Genomic DNA, 19,417 nt, shown 5'->3' on the forward strand with positions numbered 1-19,417 from the left:
ATGGCGCCTCAGGCAGGTAGCCCGCCGGGGAGCGGGAAGTGACGAAAAGGAACTTGTGTAGATGAGTGGGACGGACAACCCAGGGTCGGGGACTCCCGGGGAAGTTCCGGATCTGGACGGTCCGAATGCGGACGCCGCGGCTGCTGACTCTTCCGGGGCGGACTCTTCCGCGTTTCATTCGCAGGCGTACTCGGCGCCCGAATCTGAGCAATTCACCAGCCCGTACGTGCCGTATGACGAATACGAGACAGCGCTGGTCGAGGGCGATGAGCCGCCTCCGCCGCGCTGGCCGTGGGTCGTCGGGGTGGCGGCGATCATCGCCGCGATCACCCTGGTCGCCTCCGTCGCGCTGCTGGTAGCCGGGCGCTCGGACGAGACGACCGGAGCCGCCAAGAGCACCTCGGTCACGCCGACCCCGAGCACGACACCGTGGAACGAGATCATCACCACCACTACGGAGCCTCCGCCTCCGCCGCCCCCTCCACCTACCACGGAGCCTCCGCCTCCGCCGCCCCCTCCGGTGGTGACCGAGACGGTGACGGTGGAACCGCCGCCTCCTCCGCCTCCGCCGGTGACGACGCATGAGGCTCCGCCTCCGGTGACGACCACCACGCCTCCGCCGCCGCCTCCGCCGCCCCCGACAACCACGACGCCGGCCCAGCCGCGGCAGATCACGTACGCGGTGACGGGCTCCAAGGCTCCGCTCGACCGCATCACGATCACCTATGTCGACCCTCAAGGGCGCACCCGGGTCGCGCCGAATGCGTATATCCCGTGGTCGATCACCGTTACCCCGATCTCGAACTCGGAGATTGGTTCGGTATCGGCGAGCAGCATGTTGCGCTTGAGCCAGCTCAATTGCACGATCACCACCAGCGATGGTCAGGTGTTGTCCTCCAACAACAACAATTCGGCGCAGGCAACCTGCTAATGCCAGCAGGTCGATTAACCAAGCCACTGGAGGCACTTGCCGGTCCGGTGCGGCGATCCTCTCCGGAGTCCGTCGACCGGATGCTGATCGGGTTGTGCGCCGTGATCTGGCTGGCGTTCGTCGGGATGTTGGTCGGCGCCATTGTCGTGATGACCGGGGTAGGGGAGGACGCGGCAGGGGCCGCTGGTACCTCGTGGGGGATCTACATCGTCATCGGGGTGTCTTTGGCCGTCATCATCGGCGCGGTGCCGCTGCTGTTGCGCGCCCGTAAGACGGCGGCCCGGCCCACCAATGGCGCATCACAAGCTGTGCCTAAGCCCAAGGGCGCCAGTGCCTCCGGTGCAAGCGGCATGCCGTCGGGTCCGCCTCCCGCGGAGGCCTCGACCGAAAAGCTCAAGACATTCGGCGGTCTCGTGGACCCCGTGAGTCATGTTCCCAAGGACTACAACGGCCCCGGGTCGCCGGCATATCGGGCCGCCGCCGAGGCAGCGTCCAAATCGGCAGCAGTGGACCGGCTGTGGCTGCGGGCCACGGTGGGGATCGCTGGTGGCATCGGTCTGGCACTGCTGGCCGTGGTCACCGGTACCTACCTGTTGGCGGTGGAAAGTGAGACCGCCGCCATCGTCGCGTTTGTGTTCGGTGGGGTGATTACCTGCGCGATGGGGGCGATTCCGTGGCATACCCTCAAGAAGCTGCGTGAGCTCGGCGCGTCAGGATCCTCGGACGCGCAGTAGTTTCACCGCTAGAAGTCGGCGATCCCGGCGCGGGCAACGACTTTCGTGATGGTGGCGCGCACCAGTGATTCTTCCGGGACCGCATTGCGGCGGCCGAAGTCCTCGGCCAGGTCGGCGCCCATGTAGCGTCCACCGATCCTGGTCGCCCATTCGAGCATCTCGTCGAGATCGTTGGTCAGCCGTGCCTCCGCCGAGAACTGGACATAGGAGTACGGCGGCCGCTGGTCGTCGACGGCCAGCGAGATGCGCGGGTCTCGTTGAATGGCCTTGCCCTTCAAGGTTTCCGTGCCCGTCGTGAAGATCAGCTCATCACCGTCGGAGCCCTCGTGGAGCAGGAACCACACCGGCGTCACGATGGGTGCACCGTTGGACCGGACCAGGCCGAGCATTCCGGTGCGGGTGCCCTGGGTAGCGAAGGCCCACCATTGTTCGCGCGTCATCTCCTGCATACAGCCAGGGTAAAACATTGGGCCCCGCACACTTTCGTATGCGGGGCCCAATCGTCGAGCTGACTTCTAGTGGCCGTGACCGTTCGTTGACGGCTCGCCGTCCTGGTACTCCTTCAGAGCGAGCAGCGACTTGTGGTGCGCTTCGTGCTCGGCTTCAACCAGTGCGGCTTGCTCGTCGGCGGGGTCGGCGAACAGGAACGAGCCGGTGCCGGGCGCGCCGGCCGATCCGAGCTTGTTCATGCGTTGAGGTACTGCCGCGCCCTGGTATTCCAGCGGGATGGCGTGGCCGTGCTCGTCGACTCCGGCAAGCGGTTGGTGCAGCTCGATGTATTCACCGTGCGGCAGTCGCTTGATGATGCCGGTCTCGATGCCGTGTTCGAGTACCGCGCGGTCGCTGCGTTGTAGGCCGATGGCCCACCGGTAGGCGAGGTAGTAGACGACGATCGGCAAGATGACCATCCCGATGCGGCCGATCCACGTCGTCGCGTTCAGCGAGATGTGGAACTTCAGCGCGATGACGTCGTTCATCGCGGCCAGCGTCAGGATCATGTAGAACGAGATCGCCGCTGAGCCAATGGCGGTACGTACCGGGGCATCACGCGGACGCTGCAGCAGGTTGTGATGCGCATCGTCACCGGTCAGCTTCTTCTCGATGAACGGGTACATGGTCAGCAGACCGAACACCACGCCCATGATGATCGCCACCGCGAATACCGCGGGCACGGTGTGCCCGAAGATGTACAGCTCCCAGGCAGGCCATAGACGCGCCAGCCCTTCTGTCCACTGCATGTAGAAGTCGGGCTGGCTGCCTGCCGAGACCTGCGAGGGCTTGTAGGGGCCCAGCAGCCAGATGGGGTTGATCTGCAGCAGACCACTCATCAGCGCCAGGATCGCGGTGGTGAAGGCGAAGAACGCACCGCCCTTCAGTGCGAAGACCGGGAGGATCCGCACCCCAACAACATTGGATTCCTTGGCTCCCGGGCCGGGGAACTGGGTGTGCTTCTGGTACCACACCAGCGCCAGGTGCACGCCGATGAGGGCCAGGATGATCGCGGGGATCAGCAGGATGTGCAGCGCGTACATGCGCGGGATCCAGATGTTGCCGGGGAAGTCGCCGCCGAACAGCGCCCAGTGCATCCAGGTACCGACAACCGGGATGCCCAAGGTGATCGACGACATCGCGGCGCGCAGACCGATACCGGAGAGCAGGTCATCGGGCAGCGAGTAGCCGAAGTAGCCCTCGAACATCGCCAGAATCAGCAGCAGCGAGCCGATCACCCAGTTGGCTTCGCGGGGCCGGCGGAATGCGCCGGTGAAGAAGATGCGCGCCAGGTGCACCATGATCGACGCCGCGAACATCAGCGCCGCCCAGTGGTGGATCTGTCGCACGAAGAGGCCACCGCGGACCTCGAAGCTGATGTTCAGCGCGGTCTCGTAGGCCTTGGACATCTGCACACCGCGCAGCGGCTGGTAGACGCCGTTGTAGGTGACCTCGGCCATCGACGGGTCGAAGAACAGAGTCAGATACACACCCGAGAGCAGCAGGATGATGAAGCTGTACAAAGCGATCTCACCGAGCATGAACGACCAGTGCGTCGGGAAGACCTTGTTGATCTGCCGCTTCATCCCGGCGGCGAGGTGGTACCGAGAGTCGATCGCCTCAGCTTGTTTGCCTAGGCGTGACGGCTTTTGGGCTGTTTCGCTCATGATTTGCGCTCCCAGAATGCGGGTCCGACGGGCTCGACGAAGTCGCCATTGGCGACGAGGTATCCGTCCTTGTCGACGGTGATCGGCAGCTGTGCCAGTGCCCGGGCGGCCGGCCCGAAGATGGGCTTGGCGAAGTGCAGTGCGTCAAACTGCGACTGGTGGCACGGGCACAGGATGCGGTAGGTCTGCTGCTCGAAAAGCGATGTGGGGCAACCCAGGTGCGAGCAGATCTTGGTGTACGCGAACAGGTCGCCGTAGTTGAAGCTTTCCTGTCCCTTGCGCTTGATCACCTTGCCCATATCGCTGGGGCGCACCCGGATGATCATCACCGGGTTACGTACGCCCATAGAGATATGCGACAACTTCTCGTGCGATTCGACGGTGGTGCCATCGCCATCGGACTCGCGCCACGGGAACACGGTCTCCATGCCACCGGCGTCGATGTCCTCGGGGCGGACCTTCAGCAGGATCTGCGAGCTGCTGCCCACGGCCCGGCCCAGGTAGATGGTTTCGCCCTTGTACCGCGGGGTCCAGCCGCTGGTGAGCAGCACCGGCTGCTTGCCATTGGCGGTGGGGACCACGGGGGCCCACGGGTTCTTGATCAGACCGCCGATGAATGCGACGGCGGTGCCGGCGCCCATCGCGCCGACGCCGAACCCGAGAGCCCGGATGACCATCTTGCGGCGGGGGAGCGTCGAGGTCTCCAGGGTGTCCTGCAGCTGCGCGACGATGGTCTTGCGGTCCACCTCCGACGAGCCCGGCCCGTCGTGGCGGTCCTGGATCGAGATCTCCTGGGGAACGAACTTCTTGGTGTACAGCACCGCGCCGATACCCAGCGAGAGCACCGACAGGCCCAAGGTCAGGCCGTACAGCGGTGTCGCGAGGTTGTACGCGGCATTACCCGGATCGCCGAATGGCTTGTACTCCCAGGGCCAAAACAGGAAGACACCAAGCAGGGCCAGGCCAAATACTCCGCCAAGGGCGAACCACAGGGCAATCAGCCGCTCGGCGCGCTTCTCGGCCTTGGTGCCCTCCACGGGCCAGCGCGGTTCGCGGTAGACGATCTCGACGCCGTCGAGGTTGGTACCGAGCTTGACCAGCTCATCACGGCTCATGGCCGCGAGCTGCTCGTCGCTGGGAATCTCTACTTTGGGATCGCCACTCACGCGCGCGCTCCAATCCACAGTGCCGCGGCAATGGCGGCGACGATGCCGATGATCCAGATGGCCATGCCCTCAGAAGCCGGGCCGAAGCCGCCCAGGCCGTAACCGCCCGGATCGGGGGTCTCGGTCGAAGCCTTGACGTAAGCGACGATGTCCTTCTTCTCGTCAGGGGTCAGCTGGCGGTCGGAGAACTTGGGCATGTTCTGCGGGCCGGTCAGCATGGCGGTGTAGATCTGCTGCTCGTTGGCCGGATCGAGCTCGGGGGCGAACTTGCCCGACGAGAGGGCCCCACCGCGGCCGGTGAAGTTGTGGCAGGACGCGCAGTTCAACCGGAACAGGTCGCCACCGCGGGCGATGTTGTTGCCGCGCAACGACGTTTGAGCGATTGCGCCGTCGCCGTCGCGGATGACCTGGGGTCCGCCGCCGTTGGCCTGGATGTACGCGCCGAGGGCGTCAGTCTGCTCCTCGTCGAAGATCGGGTCCTTGCGCTGGGCCTGAGCCTCGTTGCGCATGGCCGGCATACGGCCCGTGGAGACCTGGAAGTAGACGGCCGCGTCGCCCACGCCGATGAGGCTCGGGCCGCGGTCGGGTACACCCTGCAGGTTGGCGCCGTGGCAGGTGATGCATGAGGTCTCGTACAGCTGCTTGCCGGTGCGCAGCAGCGCGGACTTGTCCTCGTCGGCCACCGCGACCTGCGGGGTGGGCGTGAAGGTCGAGGCCAGGCCGCCGGCGACCACCAGCGCGATCAGCAGCAGCAAACCTGCTGAGATGCGGCGGCGGAACTTGCGGCGTGCGCGATTCTTAGCGGCTGTGTTGTTTACGGGCTCCACGCTCAACGGTGGCGCTCCCTTCACCGAGTCGGGCTGGTTCATCGGACGAAGTAGATGGTGGCGAACAGGGCGATCCACACGATGTCGACGAAGTGCCAGTAGTACGACACGACGATCGCGGAGGTTGCTTGGGCAGGAGTGAACTTGCTCATCCGGGTACGAACCAGCAGATAGATGAAGGCGACCAGACCACCGATGACGTGCAGACCGTGGAAACCGGTGGCCAAGTAGAAGGTTGAGCCGTAGGCGCTGCCGGCGATGGTGGTGCCCTCGTGCACGAGGTTGATGTACTCGTAGCCCTGGCCGAGAACGAAGAAGGTGCCCATGATGAGGGTGACGATGTACCAGCGGCGCAGCCCGAAGACATCGCCACGCTCCGCGGCGAACACACCCATCTGACAGGTGAAGGACGATGCGACCAGCACTGCGGTGACGGGGATGGCAAGACCAAGGTTCAGCTCGGTGGGCTCCGGCGGCCAGTTGCCACCGGACTGGGCCCGGGCGGTGAAGTAGAACGCGAAGAGTCCAGCAAAGAACATCAACTCACTGGAAAGCCACACAATGGTGCCAACACTCACCATGTTGGGCCGGTTCAGTGAATGAACCCGCTGGGTAATGGCGGTTCCCGCCGGCGATCCTGGGGCTGCTGCGGTCGTCACGTCGTAAGTATGACGCTTTGTAGTTGTCGAGAGCCACCCGGGTCCGACATTGATTTGTGACCGACTCTCCACAACGCGTGTGGCCTCTGATGAGAGTGGTGACGGCAGCCCCGGCCCGGCGTGTCGCACCGTGCCCGGGAGGTCCATGGGACCATTTGCGCGTGCCCGAGCATTCCTGGCCCCTGGTACTGGGCGAGCTGACCAACCGTCGTGACCTGTCGGCGGGTCAGGCGGCCTGGGCCATGGATCAGATCATGACGGGCGTGGCCACCCCCGCCCAGATCGCGGCCTTCGGGGTGGCGATGCGGATGAAGCGTCCGACGTCCGCCGAAGTCGGGGAGCTGGCCGACACCATGCTTTCGCACGCGGTCGGATTTGCCTCGGGTGAACAGATCGGCGCGAACGCCGTGGACATCGTCGGTACCGGGGGCGACGGCGCGAACACGGTGAACCTGTCGACCATGGCCTCCATTGTGGTGGCGGCGTGCGGTGTGCCGGTGGTCAAGCACGGCAACCGTGCCGCGTCCTCGCTGGCCGGTGGCGCTGACACGTTGGAAGCGTTGGGGGTGCGCATCGACCTGGGGCCCGAGCAGGTGACGCACAGTCTCGCCGAGGTGGGAATCGGATTCTGCTTCGCGCCGCATTTTCACCCGTCATACCGGTACGCCTCCGTGGTGCGTCGTGAGATCGGTGTCCCCACGGTATTCAATCTGCTGGGGCCGCTGACGAATCCCGCCCGGCCGCGGGCGGGATTGATCGGCTGCGCGTTCGCGGACCTGGCCGAGGTGACGGCAGGGGTATTCGCCGGACGTGGGTCCAGTGTGTTGGTTGTGCATGGCGACGACGGGCTCGATGAGCTGACCACCACCACGACCAGCACCATTTGGCGGGTTCAGGCGGGGACCGTCGACAAGCTGCGGTTCGATCCGGCGGCGTTCGGTTTCGCGCGCGCCCGGCTGGAGGAGCTCGTCGGTGGTGATCCGGAGTTCAACGCCGCCGAGGTCCGAGCGGTACTGGCCGGCGGAACGGGGGCGGTGCGCGACGCGGTGGTGCTCAACGCCGCGGGCGCGGTGGTGGCGCATGCCGGCCTGGCCAGCGATGCCCAATGGCTGCCCGCCTGGGAGAACGCACTTGCGCGGGTGTCCAGCGCGATCGATTCGGGGGCAGCGGCGGCGCTGCTGGATAAGTGGATCGTCGTCAGCCAACGGCTCGGGACGGAACGGGACGCCCAGGTCTGATCAGCTCGGACATCCCCCAGTCGTCGTGGTGGACGGCGTGCGCGATGCGCGCGATGCGCGCGCTGCGCGCAGTCGCCGCCCAATCCCGCAGGGGGCCCGAACATCCCGTCGCCTCGGCGTAGCCATCCGTCGAGGACACGATGCGCACACCGGGTTCGGCCAGCCAGCGGGTGATCAGCCCGGTTTCTTCGGGCGCGGCCCCGCCGAACGGTTCGGGGGTCGGCAGTACCACTTGGGCCGACGCCGAAGCGGCCGCCACCACCGGCATCGGGGGGACGCCGCGGCGAGCGACCGCCGCACCGGCCAGCTGTCCATGCCGCATCACGGCGATGTGCCATCCGCCCTCACCATCGGGCCGCGCGGCGATCAGTTCCTCGATGCGCGAGAGGGCGTGCAGGCGGTGCTGACGGGCCAGTGCCTCGATGAGGTTGGCCGTGGCGTCGCGCTGTCGCGCGGCGCTTTCATACCGCCGCAGACCACTCAGCTCGCCCACTCGGCCGCACATGGCGTGCAGCGGTTGTCCTTCGGTGCCGGCCAGGACCGCGAGTGCCGGGATGAGGGCGTCCCGGTATTCGCGTGCATCCACCCCGGTGGGGGCGGGGCAGGGGGAAGCGGTGTCGTGCGGGTAGGACTGGCCGTTGCAGGCGGGGCCGTGCCGTCCATTGGCACCGATGCGTGCGGCACACGTGCGCACGCCGGTGAACCGGGCGAGTGCCAGGGCGGCGGTCACGGCGTCGCCGCGTGCGCGAAACGGACCGAGCATCGGGCGTCCGCTGGTGGTCCGGACGACGGCGAAACGGGGGAATGGCTCCTCGGTGAGCACCACCCACCACCAGCGGTGCGGGAACCGTGACTTCCTGTTGTACGGCGGTGCGTGCGCACCCAACAGCCGCAGTTCGCGCACCCCGGCCTCCAGGGGATGCGCACAGGTCACGTGGTCCACCGCGGTGGCGATGGTGACCATCTCGCGCATCCGGCCGCGCGGGTCCGCGCCCGTGAAGTACTGCTGCACCCGCCGGTGCAGGTTGACCGCGGTGCCCACGTACAGCACTTCGCCGGACGGCCCGCGGAACAGATAAACACCTGGGGCGTAAGGCATCCCATCGGCCAGCGAGCGTTTGTCGCGCAACGCGTTGGGAACCTGGGTCCGGTACCGTCGCAGCTCTGCCATGGTGTCGACGCCCTGGTTGCCGACCCGGCCGATCAGCGCATGCAGCACATCGACGGTGGCCCGCGCGTCATCGAGAGCCCGGTGGTTGGGGGTGGTGGATGCGCCGAGCAGCTGAGCCAGCGCACCCAAGCTGACCCGCGGCGCCTCATCGCGCGACAACACCCGGCGGGCCAGCCGGACCGTGCACAGCACCGTGGGCTGCGGCCAGTCGATCCCGCATTGTCGCGCGGCCGCCTTGAGGAACCCGATATCGAAACCGGCGTTATGGGCGACCAGGACTGCGCCGCGGGCGAATTCGAGAAATGCCGGAAGCACCTGCTCGATCGGCGGCGCGTCCACCAGCATCGCCGAGGTGATACCGGTGAGCCGGACGATCTGTGGCGGCAGCGATCGCTTCGGATCGACCAGCGTGGCCAGCTCCCCGAGCACTTCGCCGCCGCGCACCTTCACCGCGCCGATCTCGGTGATCGCATCGTTCTCCGCGCTGCCCCCGGTCGTCTCCAGGTCCACCACCACAAAGGTGGTGTCACGCAATGCTTGTACAGACGGGGCCTGCGCCGACGACCCCGGCGAGGAGAGCACCTCGTCGAAGGTCAGTTGCGTCATGTCGTGACCGTAGGGCCCGGGACCGACATATCGGGCTCACGCCACGGGGGTGCAGATCAGCGCGAGTGCGTCGTTTGTCGTGTCGACGCCGTCGTCGCCGATCTTGTCCTCGAGTCGGGTCCGCAACAGGCTGCGGGTGGCGGCATCGAGCGCGAGGTGATTGGAGTAGGTGAAGACCATGTCCAGGTACGCCTGCGTGGAGAAGTGTCGCCGTTCCGGGAAATGGGAGTGCCGCACGCGGTACCCGAATTTCTCGAGGGTCGGGGAGACGGTGTCCTCGGTGTCGATGGAGGGGCGCCTCGTGGTGTCCATGAAATCGGCATAGACGGTGTCCAGCTCGTGCTGTGACGGCGTGGTGGGCACAATCCGGTTCCACACCAGGGCGAGGCGGCCGCCGGGGCGAAGCACCGTCAACACCTTCGGCAGCGCGGCAGCGGGCTCCACCCAGTGGAAGGACTGGGCGAAGAGCACCAGATCGAATGTGCGGCCCGCCGGCTGCCAGTCCTCGAACGTGGCCACCTCGACGGTGATGCCCTTCCCGGACGCCACCTGTGCCATCCGCGGGTCCGGTTCGACCGCCAGCACCTCGGCGCCCGCCGCGGCCAGCTGTGCCGCCGCGATCCCGGTACCTGCCCCCACATCCAGGGCGCGTGTCTGCCGGCCGGAAACGAGATCGTCGATCAGCGCGAGCGGATAGCGGGGGCGATGACGGTCGTAGGCGTCTGCGGAGTCTCCAAACGACTCGGCCCGGCGGCGGTCGCTATGTGCTGGTTGCGGCTGTTCCGTCATATCGCCAGGGTGCCAGGGGCCGTCTACTTGTCGGTGGGCGCGGTTACCGTCCGCCTGAACCCGAAAGAACGACTCAAGGAGAGGAGGAGCCATGCTCATCGATTGCGACGATTGCGCGATGCGCGGCCCGGGATGCGGTGACTGCGTGGTCAGCGTGCTGTTGGGGGTGCCCCAGACACTCGCCGACGACGAACGTGCCGCGCTGGCCGTCCTGGCCGAGGCCGGGATGGCGCCCAGGCTGCGCCTGGTGCCGATTCAGCGCACGTACGACACGCCTCATTCGGCGAAGACGCCCGATGCGGGAGTCGCATAGGGCACACTCGAAATAGGTGCATGATGGCCCGCCCCGGAAACGGGGAGGAGAACCGGCGTTTACGCGACACTGATGTCATTCCACACTCCGGTGGACAATGTCGATGCCATTTCGTAACCTATCTGAGACCTATCGGCGCCGTAGTTCGCGGCGATCAAATTGCAGTAAAGGGATGTAGTCAGTGAGTGTCGGGCGTCTTCTTCGAAATGATTCGGATCGACTGACGCCCTCTCCTCTCCGACGTGCCATGCTCGCGCTGACTGCTGCCGCCCTGGTCGGCGGGGTATTTACGGGTGGTCATGTCGCGACTGCCGACCCCAACAACGACGCTGTCAAGAAGCTCAACGAGCTGTCCCGCCAGGCCGAGGCAACGTCCGAGGCGGCTAACTCGGCGAAGATCGATCTCGACGCCAAGCTGGCGACCCAGCGCGATGCCGAAAAGGCTGTTCTCGCCGATGAGGCCGTCGCGAAGGCCGCGCGCATGGCGGTGTCGACGTACCAAGTTGACGTCAACAAGGCAATGGTCGCCGCCTACATGGGTGGCAACACCAGCGGTTACGGTGCCGTGCTGACGTCAAACTCGCCGCAGAACCTGATCGACCAGCTCTCGGTGCAACGCACGGTGGGCGGCGAGATGCGTGGCCGGATGGACAACTACCGCGCTGCGCAGTCCTCGGCAGATCAGGCCGAGCAGCGGTCCCGCGACGCCGCCGAGCAGGCCCGGGTGGCCGCCGAGCAGGCCAAGAATGTACGCGCTTCGCTGCAGGCCAAGCAGAGCCAGCTGCAGGTGCAGATCGCGGTGGTCAAGTCGCAGTACAACACCCTGAGCCCCGGCCAGCGTGCGCAGCTGCTGGCACCGGCGCCCGTGCCCCCGCCGCCCGCCGGCGAACCGGGCCAGGCCCCGGACGAGCCGCTGATGCAGGCCGCTGCCGCGGCACCCGCGCCGGAAGCCGCCATCGGCGGCGGAGGTTCGCCCGTCGGTGCGAGCGCCGTCGCGGCCGCATTGACCCGGATCGGCGCGCCCTACTCGTGGGGCGGTTCCGGCCCCAACGCCTTCGACTGCTCGGGTCTGGTGATGTGGGCCTACGGCCAGCAGGGCGTGTCGCTGCCGCACTCCAGTCAGGCACTCGCACGTGGCGGTACACCCGTCGCGCTGAGCGATCTGCAGCCCGGCGATGTCATCAACTTCTACGGGGACGCCTCGCATACGGGCATCTATGTCGGCAACGGCATGATGGTGCACGCCTCCACCTACGGTGTTCCGGTCGCGGTCGCGCCCATCACGTCCTCCGGCCCGATCTATAACGCGCGTCGCTACTGAGCCGCGGCCATCGTGCGCGTGTGCCCGGGGTAGCACGCTGGGCATCGCTCTTCGCGGTGCTCCTGCTGGTTCTCTGCGGGGGTTGTCGAGCACGGCCCGCCACGCCGGCCAACGATGTGCGCACGGCGATTCAAGCACTGCTGACACGCTATGCCGATGCGTTGCGCAGCCATGACGTCGCGGCATTGCGCGCCGTGCTCGCCCCCGGCAGGCCCGCGTTCTTCGAGGCTTCGCGGCGGGTGCAGGAGAACCTCTCGGGGCTGACGACGGACACCTTCGAGTACCGGCTGGCGGCCGAGATTCCGGCTGATCCCGTTGCCCGGCAACAGCAATGGACACTGGACGCCGCGCTGGTCTACGCGATCAGCGGGGTGGACACCGTCGCCGTTCGGCGCCCCCTCACGGTCGGCGTGCTGCACGACAATGACGCCTGGCGGTTGTTCGACGCCGGCGCGGTCGCCGTGCCCTGGCAGTTCGCGCCGGTAGTGGAGACGCGGAAGAGAGCGGGGGACCGGGATGCGGTGGTGCTCGGACACCCGGGCTCAGCGGTGGCGCCACGGCTTGTCGATGAGATATCCGGTGCGGTGACGTCACTGTCGGAGTTCTGGGGCCCGCAATGGCATGCGGGGGTGCTGCTGATCGCGGCAGGGACCGACGCCGAGTTCGCCGCTCTTGTCGGTGGCGAGCACACCGAGGGAATCGCCGCCGCCGCGGTGGTCGACCGTGTCGATAGTGGAGTGGCCGTGGGGCAGCGGGTGATCTTCGCGCCCGGCTCGGCAGCACTGCCACCCGATCAGTTTCGTGTGGTGCTGCGCCACGAGCTCTTCCACGCCGCGGCCCGCACGGTCACCGGCGACCATGCGCCCCTCTGGCTGGTGGAGGGCGTGGCCGACTACAACGGGCGCCGCGGTAGCGGCACCCCGTTCCGCAACGCCGCCCCCACGTTGGCGAGTGCCCTTGCCGCGGGCCAGATTCCGGACCATCTACCGACCGACGACGACATCGACAGTCCGGGGCCCCGCCGCACACAGGCGTACGAGGAAGCCTGGTCGGTGGCGCAATACGTGGCCGAGGCCTTCGGTGAGCCCAAGCTTGTGCAGCTGTACCGGTACGGGGCGGATGTCGTCGCCGCGCCGCGCGGCGCGGCGATCCAGCGGGCATTGGGCATCGACGAGGCAACGCTGGTTCGGCAGTGGCGGAGCTGGCTCGGCTCTCGTCCACTACGGTAGGCGTCGTGACCTTTCAGCTTGGCGGCCAGCGACGACGGATCCTGTTGGTCACCAACGATTTTCCACCCAGGACCGGCGGTATTCAGTCCTACCTGCAGGAGTTGGTGATCCGGCTGGCCGGATCGCATGAGGTCACTGTCTATGCGCCGCGGTGGAAGGGGTGTGAACGTTACGATGCCGCCGCCGATTACCACGTGGTGCGCCACCCGACCTCGCTGATGCTGCCTGGTCCCGGTGTCCGGCAGCGCATGGTGGACCTCATCCGCTCGCAGCGCTCCGAGGTGGTGTGGTTCGGCGCGGCCGCACCGCTCGCGTTGTTGTCCTCGGCGGCGAAGGCGGCAGGGGCCGCCGTGACAGCAGCCAGCACGCATGGGCACGAGGTCGGCTGGTCGATGCTGCCGGTGGCGCGGTCCGCGCTGCGACAGATCGGGGACAGCACCGATGTGATCACCTACGTCAGCCGCTACACGCGGGGCCGCTTCGCCGCGGCCTTCGGTCCACGTGCGGCACTCGAACATTTGCCCGCCGGTGTCGACACCGGCAGATTCCGCCCCGACCCGGTGGCACGCGAGGAGCTGCGGCGGCGCTACGGGCTGGGCGAGCGGCCGACCATCGTGTGCATCTCCCGGCTCGTTCCGCGCAAGGGCCAGGACATGCTGATCGAGGCGCTGCCGGCGATCCGGGAGCAGGTGGACGGCGCGGCGCTGGTGATCGTGGGCGGCGGACCGTATGCGGAACCGTTGCGTGCGTTGGCCAATCGATTCGGTATCGATGAGCACGTGGTGTTCACCGGCGGTGTGCCGTGGGAAGAGCTACCCGCTCATCACGCGATGGGCGATGTCTTCGCGATGCCCTGCCGTACACGCGGAGCGGGGCTCGATGTCGAGGGTCTGGGGATAGTGTTCCTGGAGGCGTCGGCCTGTGGTGTCCCGGTGGTCGCTGGAAACTCCGGGGGCGCACCGGAAACCGTGCGCGACGGGGAGACAGGACTCGTCGTAGACGGCAGGTCGGTGCCCGCGATCACGGAAGCGATTGTTCAGATCCTGTCGGACCCGGCACGCGCCGCCATGATGGGCGCAGCGGGGCGCACCTGGGTGACCGATCACTGGCGCTGGGATCACCATGCGGCGCGCTTCGCCGAACTGATCAGCGGCTCCGCCTAGGCTCGTTCGGGTGGACCGATCTACTCGGGTGACCCCGAGTAGATCGCGTCGATATCTGCCGCGAACTTCTCGGCAACCACGTTGCGCTTCACCTTCAGTGTCGGCGTCATCTCGCCGGTGGCCTCGGTGAAGTCGACCGGCAGGATCCGGAACTTCTTGATGGCTTCGGCATGGGAGACAACCTGATTGGCTGCCTTCACGGCGGTCTCGACCTCTGCGAGGAGATCAGGATCCTCGACCAGGTCGGCGACGGTGGCACCGGCTGGCTTGCCGTTGCGCTGCTTCCAGCCGTCGATGGCCTCGGGGTCGATCGTGATGAGAGCGCCGATGAACGGCTGCTTGTCGCCCACGGCCATCGCCTGACTGATCAACGGGTGAGCGCGCAGCTGATCCTCCAGCACCGCGGGTGCGACGTTCTTGCCGCCGGCGGTGACGATGATTTCCTTCTTGCGGCCGGTGATCGTGATGAAGCCGTCCTCGTCGATCGCGCCGAGGTCACCGGTGTGGAACCAGCCATCCAGGATCGATTCGCTGGTAGCGGTCTCGTTGTTCCAGTAGCCACTGAACACGACACCACCGGACACCAGTAGTTCGCCGTCGTCGGCGATTTTGGCGGCGTTGCCGGGCAACGGCCTTCCGACACTGCCGATCTTGAGCCCGCCGATGACGTTCACCGCGCACGCTGCCGTCGTCTCGGTGAGGCCGTAGCCTTCGTAGATGGTCAGACCGACGCCGCGGTAGAAGTGGCCCAGCCGGGCACCCAGCGGGGCTCCACCGGAAATCGACGCCACGCACTCACCGCCGAGCGCCGCGCGCAGCTTGCCGTACACCAGCTTGTCGAAGGCCGCGCGCTTGGCGCGCAACACGATGCCCGGGCCGCCGTTGTCCAGCGCCTGGCTGTATTCGACGGCGGTATCAGCGGCCGCGTCGAAAATCTTTCCCTTGCCGTCGTTCAGGGCGTTCTGCCGCGCGGTGTTGTACACCTTCTCGAAGATGCGGGGGACCGAGACGATGAAGGTCGGTTTGAAAATCCCGAACGTCGGTACCAGCGTCTTGATATCGCTGGTGAAACCGACGCTTACCTTGGATTGGAAGCACGCCATCGCGATGCCGCGGGCCAACACGTGAGCCAGCGGCAGGAAGATTAGCGTCCTGCTGCCCTTCTGCAAGTAGTCGGGGAAAACGGCACGCGCACCGCGGGTTTCGTACACCAGGTTGGAGTGGGTGAGCTGGCAGCCCTTGGGGCGTCCGGTGGTTCCCGAGGTGTAGATGAGTGTCGCGGGGTCGGTGGCCTTGATGGCGTCGAGTCGGCCGGTGAGCTCGGCGGGGTCCACACCGGCACCCGCCTCGGTGAGTTCGTCGAGGGCTGCGGGCGCACCCGAACTGGCGATGTGAAACACGGTGCGCAGGTTGGGCAGTTCGGGGGCGAGTTCTTGGGCGACCGTGGCGTGGGCATCGGATTCCACGAACAGGGCCACCGCCGCGGAGTCCTGCAACACCCACCGGACCTGATCGGCCGAAGACGTCTCATAGATGGGCACGGTGATGGCGCCGATCGACAGGACCGCGTAGTCGATGATCGTCCACTCGTAGCGTGTCGCCGAGATCAGTGCCACGCGATCGCCGGGCGCCACGCCCTTGGCGATCAGACCATTGGCCACCGCACGGATCTGCGCCGCAGCCTCCGCGTAGGTGACAGGTGTCCAGGTGCCGTCGACGAGGCGGGAGAATGCCGCCTGGTTGGGGTCTTCACGCTCGTAGTCGTAGACGGCATGAACCACCGACGCGTTGTCCTCGACGGTGAACGGGGCAGGGACGCTGAACTCTCGCACCGGCTCAGACTAGTCGTGGCCTGAAGATCGTCGAAGGCGTTGCCGCATTTCCTTCGGCGGCGAGGCTTAAGCTTGTCCGCGATGAACAGCATTCAGGTCGCCGACCAGACCTTTATCGCCGCGGATCCCGCGGACATCGGCCGCGCCATCTCCAACCCCGCAGATTGGCGCCGTTGGTGGCCTGACCTGCAGCTCAACGTCGTCGAGGAGCGGGGCGAGAAAGGCATCCGCTGGACGGTTGCCGGAGCCCTCACCGGGACGATGGAAGTGTGGCTCGAGCCCTCGCTGGACGGCGCGATCCTGCATTACTTCCTGCACGCCGAGCCCACCGGCGTCAGCGCCGCACAGGTGGCCAAGCTGAATCTGGCCAAGCTCAATCATGCCCGTCGCATCGCCGGGAAGCGGTTTGCCTTCGGAGTCAAGCAGCGGCTCGAGGCCACGCGGACGATCGGTGAATCGTGGGTGCCGCAGGCCTGATCAGATGGCGGTGAGCACGACCACCGGGATGGGCCGGGACGTCGCCCGCTGGTAGGCGCTGTAATGGCCAGAGTTGTTGGTGTCGGCTAACTTCCACAGTCGCTCGTAGTCCGCGTCGCCGGGCAGCAGGGGCGTCGCGCGGACGCGGCGTTGGTGCCTGCCCAGCTGCACCTGCACGTCCGGATGAGCCTTGAGGTTGTGATACCAGGCGGGATTGCGCCGGGCGCCGCCATTGGAGGCCACGATGACGAGATTGTCGCCATCCGCTGCGTAGGTCAGCGAGTTGATGCGCTGCTCTCCGCTCCTGGCGCCGATAGAGGTCAGCAGCAGGCTGGGGGCCATCCCCGGAACACGATGACCCAGATAGCCTTTCGATGCGATGTAGATGCTCTGGTGCACACCGAGCACCTTCGCCACCAGACGACTCATGGACGTCTCTCCTTCGCGCGGCCGCGGCGAATTGCCAGGATGGGAGTATCCGAGCGCCAGGGAGAAGGGTACCGTCTGTCAGGTGGCTGAGAAGACTACCCAAACGATTGCCATCGATGCCGAACCCGGCAAAGTGATGGCGGTGATCGCCGATATCGGCGCCTACCCGGAATGGGTGTCGGAGTACAAGGAAACCGAGGTGCTCGACACCGACCCCGAGGGCAGGGTCAAGCGTGCCCGGTTGGTGCTGGACGCCGGCGTCCTCAAGGACACCCAGGTCCTGGAGTACGTGTGGTCTCCGGATGGCCGCAAGGTCACCTGGACCCTGGCGGAAAGTTCCCTATTGCGTTCGCTGGAAGGGACATACCTTTTGGCGCCCAAAGGGTCTGGCACTGAGGTGACGTATGAGCTGGCGGTCGACCTTCAAATTCCGATGATCGGAATGCTCAAACGTAAGGCCGAACGCAAGATCACCGATTCCGCGCTCAAGGATCTGAAGAAGCGAGTCGAATCTGACCGCTAGCGACGTCGACGCGACGCCGCGCCCAGATGTCGAATCGCCGTTGACAGCCACCATCGGCCTTTTCGTCGGCAAGGGGGGCGTGGGTAAGTCGACGCTGGCCGGTGCCACCGCAGTGCGCTACGCGCGGGCCGGTCAACGGGTGCTCGCGGTGTCCACCGACCAGGCGCATTCCCTTGGCGACGTTTTCGGCGTCCGGGTGGACCCGTCACCGGGTGCCCATTGTGTGCGGGTGCTCGAGGACCCATACGGGGGACAACTCGACGTCATGGCTCTGGACACCCTGGGGCTGCTGGAGCGGCGTTGGGGTGACATTGCTGAGACGATCGCAGCGCAGTACCCCGAATCGGATATCGGATCGCTTGCGCCCGAAGAGCTTTCCGCGCTGCCGGGTGTCCAGGAGATGCTTGGGCTGCATGAGGTCCAGCAGCTCGCCGAGACGGGCGAATGGGATGTCGTCGTGGTCGACTGTGCTTCGACGGCCGACGCGCTGCGCATGTTGACCCTGCCCGGAACCTTTGCGATGTACCTGGAACGAGCCTGGCCGCGGCATCGTCGACTCGGCGGTGTCGGCACGCCTCGCGCGCAGATTCTGGCCGAATTGCTGGAACGCGTTGCGGCGTCGGCGGATCGGCTCGCGGGCTTGCTGTCGGACGCCGAGCGGGTGGCAGCGCATCTGGTGCTCACTCCCGAGCGGGTGGTGGTCGCCGAGGCCATCCGCACCGTGGGAGCGTTAGCGCTAATGGGCGTGCGCATCGATCAGGTGATCGTCAATCAGGTTCTCATTCAAGATGATTCGTACGAATACCACAATCTGCCCGCGCATCCGGCGTTTGACTGGTACATGCAACGCATCGCCGACCAAGCCGCGGTGCTCGACGAGATGGGGGAGGCGATCGGGGACGTGGAGATGCTGTTGGTACCGCATCTGTCGCGTGAGCCCATCGGGCCGGAGGCCCTCGGGGAATTGGCCGAGGCGGTGCGACGGCGCGACGGCGCTGCGCCCCCGGCGCCGCTGGCCACCGTCGTCGAGCACGAATCCGGATCCGGAGCGGACACCGTCTATCGGTTACGGCTAGAGTTACCGCAGATTGACCCGGCCACATTGAGCCTCGGCCGGGTGGGAGATGACCTGGTCATCGGCGCAAATGGGATGCGCCGGCGGGTCCGGCTGGCCTCCGTGCTGCGGCGCTGTGTGGTTGTCGATGCCCGGCTTGTCAGTAGCGAGCTGACCATACGGTTTAGAGCGGATCCGGAGGTGTGGCCGACGTGACGGGTACCCATCCGGAGCTCGGTCCCGAGCTGCGGGCGTTGGCCGCTTCCATCCTTGACATGCTCGACCCGGCGCTACGGCAGGCTGCTCGCGCCCCCGGAGACGGCGGCGTGCCCGGAAAGTGCAGTCAGCTGTTCTGCCCCGTCTGCGCGCTGGCGGCCCTTGTCGAGGGTGAGCACCATCCGCTATTGGCGACGATCGCCGAACACAGCCTGGCATTGGTCATGGTGGTGCGGGCGATGTTGGAGGCGGAGGGACAAGGTGGTCCCGACGGCCCAGATGGTGGGTCGGGTCTTGAGTATCAGAGTCCGTTCCCGCCTCCCTCGCCGAGCTCGCAATCCACTGGCTACCAACCGATTCCGATCGACATCGACGAGTAACGAGCATCCTGCGCCGAGACGGACTGTCTGGTCGACGGGGAGTAATCGCCATCGGCGGGATCGGGCACCTCGGACCGCTTCCGGGACGTCGCGTCCCATGTATGCGCCCGGCAGATGTGCTCCGTTCATATCCGGCGCGGGACCTTAGACAGTCCACGGAGATTCGCCGTGGCCGAGGGTAAGCTCGGCGCCAGCCCTGTGCT

20 protein-coding genes are annotated in these 19,417 nt (G+C 66.5%); 11 read left to right on the forward strand and 9 right to left on the reverse strand.

The features are described 5' to 3' along the window. The first annotated feature begins 61 nt into the window (after positions 1–61). Positions 62–931, forward strand: a complete 870-nt coding sequence (locus DSM43276_RS08820) for an MmpS family transport accessory protein (RefSeq protein WP_136629017.1) — start codon at positions 62–64, stop codon at positions 929–931. Then, entirely contained in the window at positions 931–1,665 is a 735-nt protein-coding gene (locus DSM43276_RS08825; RefSeq protein WP_078329218.1) for a DUF2561 family protein, read from the forward strand. The genes DSM43276_RS08820 and DSM43276_RS08825 overlap by 1 nt, the downstream gene beginning before the upstream one ends. Before the next feature lie 8 nt (positions 1,666–1,673). Here the strand turns inward: DSM43276_RS08825 and DSM43276_RS08830 are convergent, their stop codons facing one another. The 5 genes from DSM43276_RS08830 to ctaE all read right to left on the reverse strand — a co-directional run bounded on the left by DSM43276_RS08830 (position 1,674) and on the right by ctaE (position 6,395). Beyond that, on the reverse strand, positions 1,674–2,114 hold the full coding sequence (locus tag DSM43276_RS08830; RefSeq protein WP_078329217.1) for a PPOX class F420-dependent oxidoreductase: 441 nt from the start codon (positions 2,112–2,114) through the stop codon (positions 1,674–1,676). A 66-nt stretch (positions 2,115–2,180) separates the two neighbouring features. Then, complete coding sequence (gene qcrB, locus DSM43276_RS08835) at positions 2,181–3,821, reverse strand: cytochrome bc1 complex cytochrome b subunit (protein WP_078291496.1); 1,641 nt, start codon at positions 3,819–3,821, stop codon at positions 2,181–2,183. After that, positions 3,818–5,005: a cytochrome bc1 complex Rieske iron-sulfur subunit gene (qcrA, locus tag DSM43276_RS08840; protein ID WP_169053046.1), complete on the reverse strand. Its 1,188-nt coding sequence runs from the start codon at positions 5,003–5,005 to the stop codon at positions 3,818–3,820. The genes qcrB and qcrA overlap by 4 nt, the downstream gene beginning before the upstream one ends. After that, positions 4,984–5,856, reverse strand: a complete 873-nt coding sequence (qcrC, locus tag DSM43276_RS08845) for a cytochrome bc1 complex diheme cytochrome c subunit (RefSeq protein WP_078326453.1) — start codon at positions 5,854–5,856, stop codon at positions 4,984–4,986. Before qcrC ends, qcrA begins: the two co-directional genes overlap by 22 nt. Beyond that, positions 5,853–6,395: an aa3-type cytochrome oxidase subunit III gene (gene ctaE / locus DSM43276_RS08850; RefSeq protein ID WP_372991272.1), complete on the reverse strand. Its 543-nt coding sequence runs from the start codon at positions 6,393–6,395 to the stop codon at positions 5,853–5,855. Before ctaE ends, qcrC begins: the two co-directional genes overlap by 4 nt. Positions 6,396–6,571: 176 nt before the next feature. Between ctaE and trpD the strand changes: the two genes are divergently transcribed. Beyond that, positions 6,572–7,711: an anthranilate phosphoribosyltransferase gene (gene trpD, locus DSM43276_RS08855; RefSeq protein ID WP_412458654.1), complete on the forward strand. Its 1,140-nt coding sequence runs from the start codon at positions 6,572–6,574 to the stop codon at positions 7,709–7,711. On the opposite strand, the gene DSM43276_RS08860 is transcribed toward trpD, so the two are convergent. Beyond that, positions 7,671–9,488: a DEDD exonuclease domain-containing protein gene (locus tag DSM43276_RS08860; protein WP_109556038.1), complete on the reverse strand. Its 1,818-nt coding sequence runs from the start codon at positions 9,486–9,488 to the stop codon at positions 7,671–7,673. The genes trpD and DSM43276_RS08860 overlap by 41 nt on opposite strands. Positions 9,489–9,524: 36 nt before the next feature. Continuing rightward, positions 9,525–10,277 carry a class I SAM-dependent methyltransferase gene (locus DSM43276_RS08865; RefSeq protein WP_078329215.1) on the reverse strand — a complete coding sequence of 251 codons (753 nt, stop codon included), beginning with the start codon at positions 10,275–10,277 and terminating at the stop codon, positions 9,525–9,527. A gap of 91 nt (positions 10,278–10,368) precedes the next feature. On the opposite strand from DSM43276_RS08865, the gene DSM43276_RS08870 reads away from it, so the two are divergent. From DSM43276_RS08870 to DSM43276_RS08885, 4 genes are all read left to right on the forward strand, one after another. Then, positions 10,369–10,590, forward strand: coding sequence for a hypothetical protein (locus tag DSM43276_RS08870; protein WP_078326448.1), 222 nt, complete (start codon positions 10,369–10,371; stop codon positions 10,588–10,590). A 220-nt stretch (positions 10,591–10,810) separates the two neighbouring features. After that, a complete protein-coding gene (gene ripC, locus DSM43276_RS08875; protein ID WP_268807859.1) occupies positions 10,811–11,911 on the forward strand; it encodes a peptidoglycan hydrolase RipC in 1,101 nt (366 codons plus the stop codon). A 65-nt stretch (positions 11,912–11,976) separates the two neighbouring features. Continuing rightward, positions 11,977–13,140: a hypothetical protein gene (locus tag DSM43276_RS08880; protein ID WP_078329224.1), complete on the forward strand. Its 1,164-nt coding sequence runs from the start codon at positions 11,977–11,979 to the stop codon at positions 13,138–13,140. Positions 13,141–13,145: 5 nt separating this feature from the next. Further along, positions 13,146–14,303 carry a glycosyltransferase family 4 protein gene (locus DSM43276_RS08885; protein ID WP_078329223.1) on the forward strand — a complete coding sequence of 386 codons (1,158 nt, stop codon included), beginning with the start codon at positions 13,146–13,148 and terminating at the stop codon, positions 14,301–14,303. Positions 14,304–14,323: 20 nt separating this feature from the next. Here the strand turns inward: DSM43276_RS08885 and DSM43276_RS08890 are convergent, their stop codons facing one another. After that, on the reverse strand, positions 14,324–16,135 hold the full coding sequence (locus DSM43276_RS08890; protein ID WP_078329213.1) for an AMP-dependent synthetase/ligase: 1,812 nt from the start codon (positions 16,133–16,135) through the stop codon (positions 14,324–14,326). A gap of 81 nt (positions 16,136–16,216) precedes the next feature. On the opposite strand from DSM43276_RS08890, the gene DSM43276_RS08895 reads away from it, so the two are divergent. Further along, positions 16,217–16,612 carry a polyketide cyclase / dehydrase and lipid transport gene (locus DSM43276_RS08895; protein ID WP_078329212.1) on the forward strand — a complete coding sequence of 132 codons (396 nt, stop codon included), beginning with the start codon at positions 16,217–16,219 and terminating at the stop codon, positions 16,610–16,612. Here DSM43276_RS08895 and DSM43276_RS08900 read toward each other — a convergent pair whose 3' ends face one another. Then, positions 16,613–17,041: a nitroreductase family deazaflavin-dependent oxidoreductase gene (locus DSM43276_RS08900; RefSeq protein WP_078329211.1), complete on the reverse strand. Its 429-nt coding sequence runs from the start codon at positions 17,039–17,041 to the stop codon at positions 16,613–16,615. Between the two features lie 82 nt (positions 17,042–17,123). On the opposite strand from DSM43276_RS08900, the gene DSM43276_RS08905 reads away from it, so the two are divergent. The 3 genes from DSM43276_RS08905 to DSM43276_RS08915 are packed head-to-tail and all read left to right on the forward strand — an operon-like array spanning position 17,124 to position 19,214. Then, complete coding sequence (locus tag DSM43276_RS08905) at positions 17,124–17,564, forward strand: SRPBCC family protein (protein ID WP_078326575.1); 441 nt, start codon at positions 17,124–17,126, stop codon at positions 17,562–17,564. Continuing rightward, on the forward strand, positions 17,554–18,834 hold the full coding sequence (locus DSM43276_RS08910) for an ArsA family ATPase (protein WP_211196762.1): 1,281 nt from the start codon (positions 17,554–17,556) through the stop codon (positions 18,832–18,834). Before DSM43276_RS08905 ends, DSM43276_RS08910 begins: the two co-directional genes overlap by 11 nt. Then, positions 18,831–19,214, forward strand: coding sequence for a hypothetical protein (locus DSM43276_RS08915; protein ID WP_078329222.1), 384 nt, complete (start codon positions 18,831–18,833; stop codon positions 19,212–19,214). Before DSM43276_RS08910 ends, DSM43276_RS08915 begins: the two co-directional genes overlap by 4 nt. The last annotated feature ends 203 nt before the right edge of the window (positions 19,215–19,417 follow it).

Source organism: Mycobacteroides salmoniphilum, assembly GCF_004924335.1.
GTDB classification, from domain to species: Bacteria; Actinomycetota; Actinomycetes; order Mycobacteriales; family Mycobacteriaceae; genus Mycobacterium; species Mycobacterium salmoniphilum.

Bases quoted from the DNA above. Each gene is read 5' to 3' on its own strand.
- DSM43276_RS08830 (WP_078329217.1), bottom strand. From the start codon at position 2,114: ATGCAGGAGATGACGCGCGAACAATGGTGGGCCTTCGCTACCCAGGGC.
- DSM43276_RS08865 (WP_078329215.1), bottom strand. From the start codon at position 10,277: ATGACGGAACAGCCGCAACCAGCACATAGCGACCGCCGCCGGGCCGAG.
- DSM43276_RS08820 (WP_136629017.1), top strand. From the start codon at position 62: ATGAGTGGGACGGACAACCCAGGGTCGGGGACTCCCGGGGAAGTTCCG.
- qcrC (WP_078326453.1), bottom strand. From the start codon at position 5,856: ATGAACCAGCCCGACTCGGTGAAGGGAGCGCCACCGTTGAGCGTGGAG.
- ctaE (WP_372991272.1), bottom strand. From the start codon at position 6,395: ATGGTGAGTGTTGGCACCATTGTGTGGCTTTCCAGTGAGTTGATGTTC.
- DSM43276_RS08895 (WP_078329212.1), top strand. From the start codon at position 16,217: ATGAACAGCATTCAGGTCGCCGACCAGACCTTTATCGCCGCGGATCCC.
- DSM43276_RS08870 (WP_078326448.1), top strand. From the start codon at position 10,369: ATGCTCATCGATTGCGACGATTGCGCGATGCGCGGCCCGGGATGCGGT.
- DSM43276_RS08900 (WP_078329211.1), bottom strand. From the start codon at position 17,041: ATGAGTCGTCTGGTGGCGAAGGTGCTCGGTGTGCACCAGAGCATCTAC.
- DSM43276_RS08825 (WP_078329218.1), top strand. From the start codon at position 931: ATGCCAGCAGGTCGATTAACCAAGCCACTGGAGGCACTTGCCGGTCCG.
- DSM43276_RS08860 (WP_109556038.1), bottom strand. From the start codon at position 9,488: ATGACGCAACTGACCTTCGACGAGGTGCTCTCCTCGCCGGGGTCGTCG.
- qcrB (WP_078291496.1), bottom strand. From the start codon at position 3,821: ATGAGCGAAACAGCCCAAAAGCCGTCACGCCTAGGCAAACAAGCTGAG.